We start from the raw sequence: 13,887 nt of genomic DNA, 5'->3' as shown, positions 1-13,887 counted from the left end.
ATGGAAAAAGCATCCCGCCGCCGCGGATGCGTCGCGACTGGGCCCCGGCCTTCGCCGGGGAGGCGTTGGAACTGAACGGTCAGGCTTCCGGATAGTCGGCGCGCAGGAAATAGAGGCCGTCGGGAGGGGCGTTGAACCCCAGGGCCGCGCGATCGGCGGCCTGTAGCGCCGCCTTCAGGTCGCCTATCGACCATTTGCCCTGGCCGACCAGTTCCAGACACCCGACCATCGAGCGCACCTGGTGATGGAGGAACGAGCGCGCCGAGGCGAACACACTGATTCGCGCCCCGTCGCGGACGACGTCGAGGCGGTCGAGCGTCTTGACCGGGCTGTCCGACTGGCAATGCGCGGATCGGAAGGTGGTGAAGTCATGCCGCCCGACCAGTATCTGTGCGGCATCATGCATCGCGTCGGCATCGAGTTCCTGCGGCACGCGCCACGCCAGCCCCTTTTCCCAGGTCAGCGGCGCACGGCGACAGATGATGCGATATTCGTAATGCCGGGCGAGGCACGAGAAGCGCGCGTGCCAGTCGTCCGGCACGATCTCGCAATCGAGGATCGCCACCGGATCGGGCCGCAACCGCGCGTTGAGCGCTTCCATCAGCCGAAACGGCGTGATCGCCCGCGTGACGTCAAGGTGCGCGCGCATGCCCAGCGCGTGGACGCCGGCATCGGTACGCCCGGCGGCGTGCACGGTGACATCGTCCTGCACGATCTCCTTGGCGGCACGCTCGATCGCAGCCTGCACGCTCGGTCCGTGGTCCTGCCGCTGCCAGCCCATGAACGGACGCCCGTCATATTCGACCGTCAGCGCGAAGCGCGTCACAGGCGCGCGCCTATGTCGATGGAAAAGCCGCGCAAAAGCTCGTTTGACGTCATGACGCCACGTCCCGCGCGCTGCACCGCAAGCGGACGGATCGCGCCTTTGCCGCAGGCTATGGTGAGTTGGCCGTCGAGAACCTCACCCGGCCCGCCCGACAGCTCCATTACGGCGGCGCTGAGTACTTTGATGCGCTCTCCCGCATATTCGAAATACGCGCCCGGCGCCGGGTTAAACGCTCGTATCTGACGTTCGACTTCGGCGGCGGAGCGGGCGAAGTCGATCCGCGCCTCGGCCTTGTCGATCTTCGACGCGTAGGTGACGCCATTTTCCGGCTGGACCCGGGGCGGGAACATGGCGGGATCCTCGAGCACGCGCACCATCAGCCGCGCGCCTATTGCGGCCAGTTCAGCCGACAGAATTCCCGAAGTCTTTCCGTCGATTGGCGTGCTTTCCTCAAGCAGAACGGGACCTGTATCCAGTCCAGCCTCCATCTGCATGATGCCAACGCCGGTTTCGGCATCGCCGGCCAGGATCGCCCGCTGGATCGGGGCGGCGCCACGCCATCTTGGCAGCAAGGAGCCATGCACATTGAGGCAGCCCAGTCGCGGCGCATCCAGCACCGCCTGCGGCAAGATCAGCCCATAAGCCGCCACCACCGCCACATCGGCCTCCAGCGCCGCGAACGCATCGACCGCGCCCGCCTCCTTTCGGAACGACAGGGGCGTGCGCACCTCGATCCCAAGTGTTTCGGCGCGCGCCTGGACCGGAGAGGGAGTTAGCGCCTTGCCGCGACGCCCGCCGGCGCGCGGCGGCTGGCTGTATGCCGCCACGACGTCGTGACCGGCGCCGATCAAGGCGTCGAGCACCGGAACGGCGAAATCGGGGGTTCCCATGAAGACGATCCGCATGGGGTTCGCCTTTCGCCCCTTGGCAGGGGGGCACGCAACCCCCTATTTGTTCCCGATGGCATCGCAGGAAATCGAAGCGCTCGCCCAAGCGCTGGCCCGGCTCCCCGGACTCGGGCCCCGTTCGGCGCGGCGCGCGGTGCTGCATCTGCTCAAGAAGCGCGAGGCGGCACTGGGGCCGTTGCTCTCCGCCCTCCAAGCGGTCGAGCAGAGACTGGCGACCTGTTCGGTCTGCGGCAATGTCGACACCAGCGACCCCTGCGCGGTCTGCGCCGATCCGCGCCGCGATCAGCGGTCGTTATGCGTGGTCGAGGACGTCGCCGATCTCTGGGCGCTCGAACGCTCGCGGCTGTTTCCGGGGCGCTACCATGTGCTCGGCGGGCGGCTGTCGGCGCTCGACGGTGTGCGGCCCGAGGATCTGGCGATCGCCAAACTGGTCGGCCGGGTCGAAGCAGGCGGCATCGACGAAGTGGTGCTGGCGATGAACGCCACGCTCGAAGGGCAGACCACCGCGCACTACATCGCCGAGCGGATCGAACGGTTTCCGGTGCGGCTTACGCAATTGGCGCACGGCCTGCCCGTTGGGGGCGAGCTCGATTATCTCGATGAGGGCACGCTCGCCCAGGCGATGCGCGCGCGGCGGCCCGTTGGTTGAGCGCGATCTAGGAGCTAACGCACCCGCTTGACGTAGATGCGGCCGCCGTCGCGGCGCTCCGTCTGGAAATTGGGCACCGCCTCGATAAGGTCAGAGAGACGCTTATAGCCATAGTTCCGCGCGTCGAAGCTCGAGCGGTTGCCCGCGCGCTCGCCGAGTTCGGATAGGTTGACGAACCCACGCTCGTCGCGCTTCACCGCGTCATAGGCGTCGACCAGCAACTTGAGCAGTTCGGGATCCATGGCGGTCTTGCCCGCGGCGGTGGCACTCGTGCTGCCGTTGACGGTGTCCGGGGCCGGAGCGGGGCGGAGCGCGGTGACGTCGATGAACCGCGTGCACGCCTGGCGAAACGCCTCGGACGTCTTCGACGTGCCGAACCCGTAAACGGGCAGGCCATCCTGCCGGATCCGCATCGCCAGCGGCATGAAGTCCGAATCCGACGACATGATGCCGAAGCCGTGGACGCGGCCGCGATAGAGCAGGTCCATAGCGTCGATCGTCATCTTCATGTCGGTCGCGTTCTTGCCCTTGATGAGGTCGAACTGCTGTTGCGGCTCGATGCCGTAGCGGACCGTCTGGTCGCGCCATCCCTTGAGCGCGGGCTTCGACCAATTCCCGTAGACGCGACGGATGTTGACCGTGCCGAGTTCGGCAAGGATCGTCAGCACCGGATCGAGGGTTTGAGACGAGGCATTGTCCGCGTCGATCAGTAACGCGATGTTGCGGCCATGAGACTCGTCGGTCATGCTGCCGGTGATAGCCGGCCTGACGCGGCTTGCGCAATCGCGCCCGGGCAGGGCGCTACCGAGCGGCCGACCGACTGCGCAGCGCGTCGATGCTCCACGCTCCGGCGCCCGCCGCGGCGAAGAACAGGAAGATGAAAGCATAGAGCATCGCCGGCTCGCCGCCATTGACGGCCGGGAAGAAGCTCTTCGGCGCGTGCGCCATGAAATAGGCGATCGCCATCATCCCCGACAGGACGAACGCCACCGGTCGGGTGAACAACCCAAGCAGGAACAGGCTGCCGCCGACCAGTTCGAGCGTGCCCGCAGTATAGAGGAGAGGATTAAGCGGCATGGGGAAGGGCGGGATGCCGAAGAACTTCGACACGCCATGTTGCATGAAGCCGAGCGCGGTCACGATGCGCAGCAAGGACTGAAGCTGCGACGACCAGCGGGCGGGAATGGGCACGGCAATCTCCTCTTCGTTACGACCCCGACCTAGAGCGCAACGCCAGCGGCGACCAGCCAAGTGAAGGAAACGCTCCGTTACGCTTTGGGCTCGTCGAGCGACGGATAGGCGATTTTCATTACCTCATATTCCTTCTCGCCCGCCGGCAGCGTGACCCGGCGCAAATCGCCGATCGCAGCGCCGCGAAGCGCGCGGGCGAGGGGGGCGTTCCACCCGACCAGGCCTTTGCCGGCATCGGCCTCGTCGTCGCCGACCAGGGTCAAGGTGCGGTGATTGTCGTCCTCATCGGCGATCGTGATCGTACAGCCGAACCATGCACGGTCCCGGTCGGGCTGTTGCGCCGGGTCGACCACCTTCGCCGCCTTCATCCGCTTAGACAGCCAGCCGAGCCGGCGATCGATCTCGCGCAGCCGTTTGCGGCCGTAGATATAATCGCCATTCTCCGAGCGGTCGCCATTGCCCGCCGCCCAGGCGATCGTGTCGACCAATTTCGGGCGCTCCTCGGCGAACAGCTGTTCGTATTCGGCACGAAGCGCAGCGAAGCCTGCAGGGGTGATGTAATTGGGGCGGTCGTTCACCCCTTCTCGATAGCCCCAACCGTCATCCCAGCGAAAGCTGGGATCTCATGAGATGAAGCGATACCGCCTGAGATGCCAGCTTTCGCTGGCATGACGGCGGGGGGCTTCGCCGAGACTATGGCTCAGCCCGGCCGCTTGTTGCCCAAATACCAACTCAGCCGTGCATTGCCGGTCGACAGTGCGCGCTGCGGGTTGATCAGGTCATAGACCACCGCGTTTTCGAGCACGTGCTGGACGTAGCGCTTGGTCTCGTCGAACGGAATCGCCTCGATCCAGTCGACCCAGTCGACCGTGCCGGTGCGCGGATCGCCGTTCGCGGCGAGCCATTTGTTCACGTTGCCGCCGCCGGCATTGTACGCTGCGATCGCTAGCGGGTAGCTGCCATATTGATTGTAGAGCCGCTGGAAATAGGCGGTGCCGAGCTCGATATTATAGTCCGTGCTGCTGAGCAGCATGCCCTGATCCCAGGCAAGGCCGAGCTTGCCCGCCTGCTCGCGCGCTGTGCCGTTCATCAGCTGCATCATCCCGCGCGCGCCGGCGCGGCTGATCAGCGAGCGGTCGAACTGGCTCTCCTGGCGCATGATCGCATGCGCCATCGTCCAGCTCGATGCAGAGGATGCCGGGATGTTGACCGTCGGGAATCCCGAGCGGCTATAATCGGTGACGCCGTTCAACAGCGCGCTGCGTCCGACCATCACCGAAAGATCGGGCCGGCCGAGCGTCCTTGCCAGTTCGTCTGCCAGCACATGGTCGTCGACGGTGCTCGCGAGATTGGCGATCTGACGCAGGAAAAGGCTTTGATCCTCATGCGCGCCGACCGTGCCGAGAAACTGCGCCGCGCGGACCACTTCGTTATTGTAGAAGGCGGAGCGCTCGGCAGGCGGGATCGGCGGGGGTGTCGGCTCGGCTGGAGCCAATAGCGGCTGGCCGAGGCGCTCGGCCGCCAACTGGCCATAGAATTGGTCGCCATAGCGCGCCGCCGCGGTGAGGTTGCGAGTCGCATCGTCATTCTGTCGTGCGGCCTGGGCGGCGCGCCCCGCCCAATAGAAGCCCTTCGACTTGAGCGCAGTCGACCGCGAACCGCCGGTATAGCGGACGAACATGCCGATCGCGTCGGCCGGACGCCCCAACCGCTTGAGCGCGGTCTGTCCGGCGAGCCAGACCAGGTCGGTATAGGGATCGCGCTCGGCAAGCGGACGCAACTCGATGTCGGTGCCAGTGGGATAGGCGTCGTCGACCTGGCTCGCGATATTGTACGCCGTCGTATAGTCGCCCGCGTCGACAGCGGCGCGGGCATTGCGCAGCAACAGGTCGAACCAGCGGTCGACATCGAGCGGCCGGCTGGTGAAATTGTGCGGGCGAGCAAGCAGCGCACGCGCCGATGCGGCCGCGCCGGTATTGGTCAGCCAGATCGCCTTGTCCGCCAGATAGCCGGGATCGCCAGCGCCGATCGCGTCAGCATTGCCTGCATCGGGGGCATTGGTGCGCAGCGCCAGTCGCGCGGCGAACAGCGGGCGCCGTGCCGCGCTGGTTAGCGCGAGCTGGCGCGCCGCGGCAGTGGTCTGGCCCTGCCACAGCAACTGGTCCATCCGCACATCCTGGTCCTTGGGCAACAGCGCGTCCGGCCAGGTCGTCAGCACCTTGCTCTCGTCGGTCGGCGTCAGGCTGCCTTGGGCCCAGGCATTGCGTGCGGCCGTCCGCGCGTCATCCATCGAACCGGTCGCGGTCAGCGCCTCGGCGAAGCGGACCCAGGACGTGCCGGTTTGCGGCGGATAGCGACGGAAGAAAGCGACCGCGGTCGACGGCGACCATCCGGGCTGGGAAAGCGAGCTTTCGGCGGCGCGGCGCATCGCGACATCGCCTGGCCAGCCGGGATGCTCGAGCAGGAAACGGGCATAGCTTTCGAACGGGGCGCTATTGGTCTGCCTGAGCGACCGCCATTCGGTGATCGCCGCCGACAAGGCGCTGACCGATCTGGGGTCGGCGCTGGGCGCGCCCATCAATTTGGACTTGGCCCATTCGAGCTGGTCCTGGAACGCCATACCCGTCGCCGCCATCCCCGAAAGGGCGGCGGCGGCGATCCCGCTTTTGAACAACGCAAGCATGTGGACAGGATATGCCCTCGCGGCCTATCTGTCAGGATATAAAACAACGAAAAAACGGCGGATCGCCGCCACGCGGGAGCGTTTAAGCATGTTTTCGGGATCGATCCCCGCACTGGTCACGCCGTTCGCGGCGGATGGCGCTTTCGCCGAGGACGCGTATCGCGAACTCGTCGAGTGGCAAATCACCGAGGGATCGGCCGGGTTGGTGCCGGTCGGGACCACCGGCGAAGCGGCGACGCTGACGGCCGACGAGCATTTCTATGCTGTGCGCGTCTGCGTCGAACAGACCAATCGCCGCGTGCCGGTGCTGGCTGGTGCCGGGTCGAACGACACGCGCGTCGCGATCGCCAATGTCCATGCCGCCAAGGCCGCCGGCGCCGATGCGGCGCTAATGGTGCCGCCTTATTACAACCGCCCGAGCCAGGAGGGCATCTTCCGTCATTTCGAGGCGATCGCGCGCGAAACACCGTTGCCCATCGTGCTTTACAACGTGCCGGGAAGAACCGTCACCGATATCCAGCCGACGACGATGGCGCGGATCGTCAAGGCGTTTCCCGAGGTGTTTATCGGCGTGAAGGACGCGACCGGCAGTCTCGGCAGGGTGACCGAGCAACGGCTGGGCTGCGGCACGGATTTCGTCCAATTGTCGGGCAATGACGAGACCGCGCTGGCGTTCAACGCGATGGGCGGAGTCGGCTGTATCTCGGTCACCGCGAATGTCGCGCCGCGCCTTTGCGCCGAATTCCAGGCGGCTTGGGCGGCGGATGACCATGCCGCCGCGCTGGCGCTCCACGATCGTCTTTATCCATTGCATGTCGCGATGTTCACCGACGCCTCGCCCGGCCCGGTCAAATATGCGTTGGGCAAGGTCAAGCCGGACTGGCCTCTGCATCTCCGCCTCCCGATGACGGAGCCGAGCGATGCCAGCCGTGCCGCGGTCGACGCGGCGATGGCAACGGCCGGGCTCTGACGGCGCCAGCACTTCCCTCGGCCGATATCGGGAGCTAGGTTCCTTCATAACGCGAGGGGAAAGCGCCATGAATCTGCTGGGCCGTCATTTGACCGGACTCCTGGATTTGCAGGGTAGGGAAAATCGTCAGCCCTTCTGGCTGTGGATTCTCATCGTCTACATCGTCCAGTTCGTCGCCATGGCGATCGCGATGATCCCGCTCATGACGTCCTGGTTCGACCAGATGATGCCGATGATGCAAAGCGATCCGCGCCGGTTCGACAACGATCCGCAGGCCATGATCCGGCTGATGATGCCGATGATGCAGAACATGATCGTGATGACCCTGGTGGTCGCCTTGCTGTTCTTCATTCTGACGGCGGCCGCGGTCGTGCGCCGGCTGCACGACAGCGACCGCTCCGGTTGGTGGTCAGCGCCTTATTACGTGATGCAGATCGTCTCGCCGGTTATCATGGCGTCGTTCTTTCCCCGCTATTTCACGATAATGGCATCGATGACGGCAGCGAAGCCCGGCAGCCCGCCCAATATGACTAACCCCGCATTCCAGCAGGCGATGCAATCGATGTCGATGATATCACTCGTCAACCTGCTCGGCTTCGCGATCCTGGTGATGATGATCGTCTTTCTCGTCCTGCCGGGTACGGTCGGGCCAAACCGGTTCGGCGACGACCCGCTGCAGCCGCCCTTTCACTAAAGCTTCCCTTTGGCGGCCGGCGCGCCTACATCGCCCGGCCCATGGCCCGTCCCAAACCCGCCACGTTCGACAAGCAGAAGATCGTTGCCGAGAACCGGCGCGCGCGGTTCGACTATGCCATCGAGCAGACGTTCGAGGCGGGGATCGCGCTGACCGGGACCGAAGTGAAGAGCCTGCGCTCGGGCGAAGGGTCGATCGCCGAGAGTTACGCCGAAGTGACCGCAGATGGCGGCGTATGGCTGGTCAATTCGAACATTCCCGAATTCAGCCATGGCAATCGCTTCAACCACGAGCCCAAGCGGCCGCGCAAATTGCTGCTCAATGCGCGCGAGATCAACAAGCTGCACGGCGCGGTGGCGCGCGACGGCATGACGCTGGTGCCGCTCACGGTCTATTTCAACGCGCGCGGTCGCGCCAAGGTCGAGCTGGCCCTGGCCAAGGGGCGCAAGGCGCACGACAAGCGCGAGCATATCAAGGAGCGCGAGTGGAAGCGCGACGCCGGCCGCATCATGCGGGATCACGGCTGACGCGATTGACCCTCGATTGACTGGGCGTGTCGCCGGGGTAGAACACACGCCATCAATAAGGGGGATCATGACGGCTGCGGCTTGCCTCGCGAGCGTCCGCTCCTCCACTTCGGAAAGGACCCTCCCAACATGAAACCCTTCGCGTTCGCACTTCTTGCGGCGACGGCGCTCGGCGCCGCGGCATTCGCACAGCAGACCGTGGCCGCGTCGTCGGCCAAGCCGACCTTCGGCACGTTCGGCATGGACGAAGCCGGCATGGACAAGTCGGTGGCGCCGGGGGACAGCTTCTACAATTACGCCAACGGCACTTGGGCGAAGACCACACCGATCCCGTCGGACAAATCGAATTACGGCGCGTTCAACCTGCTCGCCGATTTGTCCGAATCGCGGACCAAGGGCATCCTGGAAAAGGCCGCGGCGGACCCGAATTCGAAGATCGGCACTGCCTACGCGACCTATCTCGACACCGGCTCGATCGAGGCCAAGGGGCTGACGCCGATCAAGCCCTGGCTCGATCATATCAAGTCGACCGACAAGGCAGGCTATGCGGCGCTGCTGGCCGAAGCGTCGATGGGCGGCATCGGGGGGCCGTTCGGGGCCGGGGTAGGTCAGGACGACAAGGCGCCCGAGACCTATATCCTCGGCTTGCGCCAGGCCGGACTCGGGCTGCCTGACCGCGATTATTATAGCGACCCCAAGTTCGCCGACGCCAAGGCGGGGTATCAGACGCACATCGCCAAGATGCTGACCCTGGCGGGCGAAGCGAATGCCGATGCCCGCGCCAAGGCGATCGTCGATCTCGAGACGCAGATCGCCGCGGTCAGCTGGTCGCGGATCGATAGCCGCGACGCCAACAAGCGCTACAACAAGATGTCGGTCGCCGACCTTCAGGCGAAGGCGCCGGGCTTCGACTTCCCGACCTATTTCAAGGGGATCGGGGCGCCCGTCGATACATTGCTGGTCGCCCAGCCATCGGCGATCACCGGGATCGTCAAGCTGGTCGCCGAGGCGCCGATGACGGTGCTGCAGGATCAGCTGGTCGTGCGCAGCCTCGACAATTATGCCGACGTGCTGCCCAAGGCGTTCGACGAGGAGAATTTCAACTTCTACGGCAAGACGCTGTCGGGAACGCCCGAGCAGCAAGCACGCTGGAAGCGCGGGGTGGAGTTTACCACCAACGCACTCGAGGACGACGTCTCGAAATTGTACGTGCAGCAATATTTTCCGCCGGCGACCAAGGCGGCGGCCGATCAACTGGTCAAGAACGTCATCGCCGCGATGAACGCGCGGATCGACAAGCTCGACTGGATGTCGGCCGAGACCAAGGTCAAGGCGCACGCCAAGCTGGCGGCGTTCCGGCCCAAGATCGGCTATCCGTCGCAATGGCACGATTATGCGACGCTCAAGGTCGAAAAGGGCGACGCCTTCGGCAACGAATGGCGCGCCAACGAATGGGCCCGCCGGGACAATATCGCCCATCTCGGCAAGCCGCTACAGCGCTGGGAATGGGGCATGACCCCAATGGAAGTGAACGCTTATGCCAATTTCGGCATGGTCGAGATCGTCTTCCCGGCCGCGATCCTGCAGCCGCCCTTCTTCGATCCCAATGCCGACCCGGCGGTCAATTATGGCGGCATCGGCGCGGTGATCGGGCACGAGATGAGCCACCATTTCGACGATCAGGGCGCCAAGTACGACAAGAGCGGGCAGCTGACCGATTGGTGGACGCCCGCCGACGTCGCCGCGTTCAAGACGCGGACCGATGCATTGGTCGCGCAATATGACAAATACGAGCCGCTTCCGGGCCAGCACGTCCAGGGCAAGCTGACGCTGGGCGAGAATGTCGCCGACCTCGCCGGCCTCACTGTCGCGCACGACGCCTACATCAAATCGCTCGGCGGCAAGGCGCCGCCGGTGATCGACGGCTACACGGCCGATCAGCGGTTCTATCTCGGCTGGGCTCAAGTGTGGCGGCGCAGCTATCGCGAACCCGAATTGCTCAAGCGCCTGCGTACCGATCCGCATGCGCCGTCGGAAGCGCGCGCCAGTATCGTTCGCAACATGGACCCGTGGTACGCCGCGTTCAAAGTCCAGCCTGGGCAAAAACTGTATCTCGCTCCGGCCGATCGCGTGCGCATCTGGTAAGGTTTGAAGGTAGACGACTGAAGGCGCCGTCGGTGGACATCCACCGGCGGCGTTCGTTCATCAGCGGCGGTTCATCGTCAGGAGTACAACGATACTTTTTTGGCGCGGTTCGGCGCTTTCAACCCGCGAAACCTTGTTGTAGGCAAAATTCATGGCTCATCGGCGTACCACATTCATTCTTCTCGCTTGCGCAGCGACCTTGCTCGGCGCGCGCGTCTCGGCATTCCAGGCGGGCGGGAACGAGACGCTGAGCGTTGATGCCGACCATATCGAGATCCAGGACAAGACTCAGCGCGCCTTGTTCCAGGGCAAGGTGCGCGCGCGCCAGGGTACGATGACGGTGACGTCCGACCGCGCCGAAGTGCTCTATACGTCGAGCATCGTCGATTCGGGCGGTGCTCCCCCGGAAATTTCGCAGATCCGGGCATCGGGCAATGTCGTCGTGACACGCCCCGATGAGAATGCGTCGGGCTCGTACGCAATTTACGACCTCAACAAGCGCACGATCACGATGATCGGCAACGTCGTCCTCCATCGCGGCGCCAACGTGGTGCGCGGCGGCCGGTTGCTCATCAACCTCAACAACAACGCCGCGTCGCTCGATGCCGGCGGCAAGGTCGGCACGAGCAAATCGGGCGGCCGGGTGACCGGCGTCTTCTCGGTCCCCAAGCGGAATACCGACGCTACGACGACCACGACCACGACGACGCCGAGCACTCCTGATAAAAAATAATATCGGCTGATGCGGTGGAGAGGCGCCGGCGCAGGTCGGAGATTTCCGACGATGCTTGACCTGCCTCGTGACCGCGCCACAAGGGACTGATGGCTTCCCGACCCCTTCCGAACGACGTACGCGCGCCTGGCCAGCGCCAGGCGCTGATCGTCGCGACCGCATGCGGCGTGGGGGCAGCGCTGATCGTGCTGATGGTCCTCCACAATTTCGTCATCGCGGGAGGATTCGCCGCCGCCATGCTATTGCTGGTCGGCGCCGTCGTCGTCTGGTCGCGGTTCGCGCCCGCGGCATCGGATGCGCCCGGCGAAACCGACTGGAGCGTGGCCCGCGCGCTGGCCGCGGCGAGCGACGATGCTATCGCGGTGACCGACCGGGCAGGGCGGCTGATCTGCGCCAATGAGCGTTATCGCGCCCGCTTTGCCGGCTATCCCACGCCGCCAGGGCTGCCGCTCGACGACAATGGCGCGGGCGAACTGGCGGCGGCGGGACGCATTGCCTGGCGCGACGGATCGGCCGAACTCGATCGCGTCACGACGCGCGGCGCGCCGCTTGCGGTGGCGATCGAGCGCGCCGGAGAGAGCGAGGACATGCTGGTCTGGCGCTTCCACGAGGCGCAGGGGCTCGACCTCGCCACCAACGTTCAGTCGATCATCGCCGGGCCGACCGGCGACCGGCTGGCCGCGGCCGGTATCATGGCCGCGCTGATCGCGCCCGAAGGCCGCCTGCTCGCCGCCAATCGCGTACTGCGTGAACGGTCGATGGGGCATGAGGAAAGCGTCGTCGTCGGCCGTGACTTCGCGCGCTTCCTGATCGCCGACGACAAGGGTCAGGTACGGTTCGAGCGGGAGGGCCCGCGCGGCACGCCGCTTCGCATCCTGCAGATTCCCTTCCTGGACGGGGAGGACGCGCCGATCCTGGTCGTCCTTCTCGACGAGGAAGAACATGGCCAACCTGCGATCGGGGGATCGGCCGCCGCGCATGTCAAAAGCCTGATCTCGCTGCTCCCGGTCGGGCTCGCCTTGGTCGATCGCGATGGGCGCTTCGTCCAGATGAACGATCCGTTCGTCCGCGCGGCACAGGTCGACCAGGCGCAGCCGCCGCTTTATCCGGGCGATCTGGTGGTGCGCGAGGACAAGGCGGCAGTGGCCGACGCCATCCGCCGCTTCGCCAATGGCGCGACGCATTCGATGGACATGGCGATCCGTCTCAAGGACCATCCCGACGAACCGGTGGCGTTGACCATCGCGGGCGCGCGGGGCTTGGGCGATGCCGCGGTACTGCTGAGCCTCAAGGACAATGGCGAGGAGACTCGCCTCAAGCGCGAAGTCGCCCAGGCGACCAAGATGCAGGCGGTCGGCCAGCTCGCCGGTGGCGTCGCCCACGATTTCAACAATATCCTGACCGCGATCATCGGCCATTGCGACCTGATGCTGATGCGCCATTCACCCGGAGACAGCGATTACGACGACATCCAGCAGATCAAGGCGAACTCGAACCGCGCCGCCAGCCTGACCCGGCAGTTGCTCGCCTTTTCGCGCCAGCAGACGTTGCGGCCGCAGATCCTGCAATTGCCCGACGTGATCTCTGAAGTATCGCAATTGCTCAAGCGCCTGATGGGCGAGACGGTGAAGCTGGAAGTGCGGCACGGCCGCAACCTTGGCGCGGTGCGCGCTGATCCCGGCCAGCTCGAACAGGTGGTGGTCAATCTGGCGGTCAATGCCCGCGACGCGATGCTGGCCAAGGACCCTGCTGGCGGCGGCACGCTGACAATCACCTCCCGCGCCGTCAGCGCGGCGGAGGTGCGCAAGATGGGATCCGACATCCTGCCGGTCGCCGATTATTCGGCGCTGGAAATCAGCGACACCGGCACCGGCATCCCGCCAGAGATACTGGGCAAGATCTTCGAGCCGTTCTTCACCACCAAGGAAGTCGGCAAGGGGACGGGGCTCGGCCTGTCGACCGTCTATGGCATCGTCAAGCAATCGGGCGGCTATATCTTCGCCGATTCCAAGCCGGGGCAGGGCTCGACCTTCTCCATCTATTTCCCCGTCCACGCCGCCGAGGCGCCGAAGATCGCCAAGGTCGCCACCAAGGAAAAGCCGATCGATCTATGGGGAACCGGCCTCATCCTGCTGGTCGAGGACGAGGATATGGTCCGCGCAGTCGCCGAGCGCGCGCTGACGCGACAGGGCTATAAGGTACTGACCGCCGAAAATGGCGAAGCGGCGCTCGAATTGCTGGCGCAGGGGGAAAAGCCCGATCTGCTGATTTCGGACGTCGTGATGCCGTCGATGGACGGCCCGACCATGGTGCGCCATGCGCGCGAACGCTATCCCGACCTGCCGATCCTGTTCATGTCGGGATATGCGGAGGAACAACTGAGGAAGTCGATCGACCTCGACAATGTCGCTTTCCTGCCCAAGCCGTTTTCGGTGCAGCAGCTCGCCGAAGCTGCGCGCGACCTGCTGACCTCGGTCGTGGTCGAACGATGACACGACGACGCCTGGAGAGACAGGATTGCCGAGCGATCTCTATATCTAAGTTATTTCATCGCGCACCGG

Annotated in this window: 13 protein-coding genes; 7 read left to right on the top strand and 6 right to left on the bottom strand. The window is 65.1% G+C overall.

Annotated elements, in window-relative coordinates; translation table 11 throughout:
• Nucleotides 1–79 precede the first annotated feature (79 nt).
• Nucleotides 80–826 (bottom strand): tRNA pseudouridine(38-40) synthase TruA, encoded by a 747-nt coding sequence (gene truA, locus SPR01S_RS00550; RefSeq protein WP_066583399.1) that lies wholly within the window; start codon nt 824–826, stop codon nt 80–82.
• Nucleotides 823–1,731, bottom strand: a complete 909-nt coding sequence (gene fmt, locus SPR01S_RS00545) for a methionyl-tRNA formyltransferase (RefSeq protein WP_066583397.1) — start codon at nt 1,729–1,731, stop codon at nt 823–825. The genes truA and fmt overlap by 4 nt, the downstream gene beginning before the upstream one ends.
• Nucleotides 1,732–1,786: 55 nt before the next feature.
• Here fmt and recR point away from each other — a divergent pair, with 55 nt between their 5' ends.
• Nucleotides 1,787–2,383, top strand: coding sequence for a recombination mediator RecR (gene recR / locus SPR01S_RS00540; protein WP_066583395.1), 597 nt, complete (start codon nt 1,787–1,789; stop codon nt 2,381–2,383).
• A gap of 14 nt (nt 2,384–2,397) precedes the next feature.
• On the opposite strand, the gene SPR01S_RS00535 is transcribed toward recR, so the two are convergent.
• The 4 genes from SPR01S_RS00535 to SPR01S_RS00520 all read right to left on the bottom strand — a co-directional run bounded on the left by SPR01S_RS00535 (nt 2,398) and on the right by SPR01S_RS00520 (nt 6,257).
• Nucleotides 2,398–3,129, bottom strand: coding sequence for an NYN domain-containing protein (locus tag SPR01S_RS00535; protein WP_066583393.1), 732 nt, complete (start codon nt 3,127–3,129; stop codon nt 2,398–2,400).
• Nucleotides 3,130–3,184: 55 nt separating this feature from the next.
• Nucleotides 3,185–3,574, bottom strand: coding sequence for a DoxX family protein (locus tag SPR01S_RS00530; protein WP_066583388.1), 390 nt, complete (start codon nt 3,572–3,574; stop codon nt 3,185–3,187).
• A 77-nt stretch (nt 3,575–3,651) separates the two neighbouring features.
• A complete protein-coding gene (gene greB, locus SPR01S_RS00525; protein ID WP_066583387.1) occupies nt 3,652–4,152 on the bottom strand; it encodes a transcription elongation factor GreB in 501 nt (166 codons plus the stop codon).
• Between the two features lie 122 nt (nt 4,153–4,274).
• Entirely contained in the window at nt 4,275–6,257 is a 1,983-nt protein-coding gene (locus SPR01S_RS00520) for a lytic transglycosylase domain-containing protein (protein ID WP_066583385.1), read from the bottom strand.
• 88 nt (nt 6,258–6,345) lie between these two features.
• Between SPR01S_RS00520 and dapA the strand changes: the two genes are divergently transcribed.
• The 6 genes from dapA to SPR01S_RS00490 all read left to right on the top strand — a co-directional run bounded on the left by dapA (nt 6,346) and on the right by SPR01S_RS00490 (nt 13,818).
• Nucleotides 6,346–7,227, top strand: a complete 882-nt coding sequence (gene dapA, locus SPR01S_RS00515) for a 4-hydroxy-tetrahydrodipicolinate synthase (RefSeq protein WP_066583382.1) — start codon at nt 6,346–6,348, stop codon at nt 7,225–7,227.
• 67 nt (nt 7,228–7,294) lie between these two features.
• Nucleotides 7,295–7,921, top strand: a complete 627-nt coding sequence (locus tag SPR01S_RS00510) for a DUF805 domain-containing protein (RefSeq protein ID WP_066583381.1) — start codon at nt 7,295–7,297, stop codon at nt 7,919–7,921.
• 41 nt (nt 7,922–7,962) lie between these two features.
• Complete coding sequence (gene smpB, locus SPR01S_RS00505) at nt 7,963–8,448, top strand: SsrA-binding protein SmpB (protein WP_066583372.1); 486 nt, start codon at nt 7,963–7,965, stop codon at nt 8,446–8,448.
• A gap of 129 nt (nt 8,449–8,577) precedes the next feature.
• Complete coding sequence (locus tag SPR01S_RS00500; protein WP_066583370.1) at nt 8,578–10,593, top strand: M13 family metallopeptidase; 2,016 nt, start codon at nt 8,578–8,580, stop codon at nt 10,591–10,593.
• Nucleotides 10,594–10,744: 151 nt separating this feature from the next.
• Nucleotides 10,745–11,326 (top strand): LptA/OstA family protein, encoded by a 582-nt coding sequence (locus SPR01S_RS00495; protein WP_066583368.1) that lies wholly within the window; start codon nt 10,745–10,747, stop codon nt 11,324–11,326.
• 89 nt (nt 11,327–11,415) lie between these two features.
• Entirely contained in the window at nt 11,416–13,818 is a 2,403-nt protein-coding gene (locus tag SPR01S_RS00490) for a hybrid sensor histidine kinase/response regulator (protein ID WP_066583361.1), read from the top strand.
• Nucleotides 13,819–13,887 lie beyond the last annotated feature (69 nt).

The sequence above is a fragment of the Sphingomonas pruni NBRC 15498 genome (genome assembly GCF_001598455.1).
Taxonomy (GTDB): domain Bacteria; phylum Pseudomonadota; class Alphaproteobacteria; order Sphingomonadales; family Sphingomonadaceae; genus Sphingomonas; species Sphingomonas pruni.
Note: the sequence above shows the minus strand (reverse complement) of the source record. Positions and strands in the feature narration are given on the sequence as shown.

What these genes read in the sequence shown, in the direction of transcription:
- fmt (WP_066583397.1), bottom strand. Translation starts at nt 1,731, where the DNA reads ATGCGGATCGTCTTCATGGGAACCCCCGATTTCGCCGTTCCGGTGCTC.
- recR (WP_066583395.1), top strand. Translation starts at nt 1,787, where the DNA reads ATGGCATCGCAGGAAATCGAAGCGCTCGCCCAAGCGCTGGCCCGGCTC.
- SPR01S_RS00535 (WP_066583393.1), bottom strand. Translation starts at nt 3,129, where the DNA reads ATGACCGACGAGTCTCATGGCCGCAACATCGCGTTACTGATCGACGCG.
- SPR01S_RS00520 (WP_066583385.1), bottom strand. Translation starts at nt 6,257, where the DNA reads ATGCTTGCGTTGTTCAAAAGCGGGATCGCCGCCGCCGCCCTTTCGGGG.
- dapA (WP_066583382.1), top strand. Translation starts at nt 6,346, where the DNA reads ATGTTTTCGGGATCGATCCCCGCACTGGTCACGCCGTTCGCGGCGGAT.
- SPR01S_RS00510 (WP_066583381.1), top strand. Translation starts at nt 7,295, where the DNA reads ATGAATCTGCTGGGCCGTCATTTGACCGGACTCCTGGATTTGCAGGGT.
- smpB (WP_066583372.1), top strand. Translation starts at nt 7,963, where the DNA reads ATGGCCCGTCCCAAACCCGCCACGTTCGACAAGCAGAAGATCGTTGCC.
- SPR01S_RS00500 (WP_066583370.1), top strand. Translation starts at nt 8,578, where the DNA reads ATGAAACCCTTCGCGTTCGCACTTCTTGCGGCGACGGCGCTCGGCGCC.
- SPR01S_RS00495 (WP_066583368.1), top strand. Translation starts at nt 10,745, where the DNA reads ATGGCTCATCGGCGTACCACATTCATTCTTCTCGCTTGCGCAGCGACC.
- SPR01S_RS00490 (WP_066583361.1), top strand. Translation starts at nt 11,416, where the DNA reads ATGGCTTCCCGACCCCTTCCGAACGACGTACGCGCGCCTGGCCAGCGC.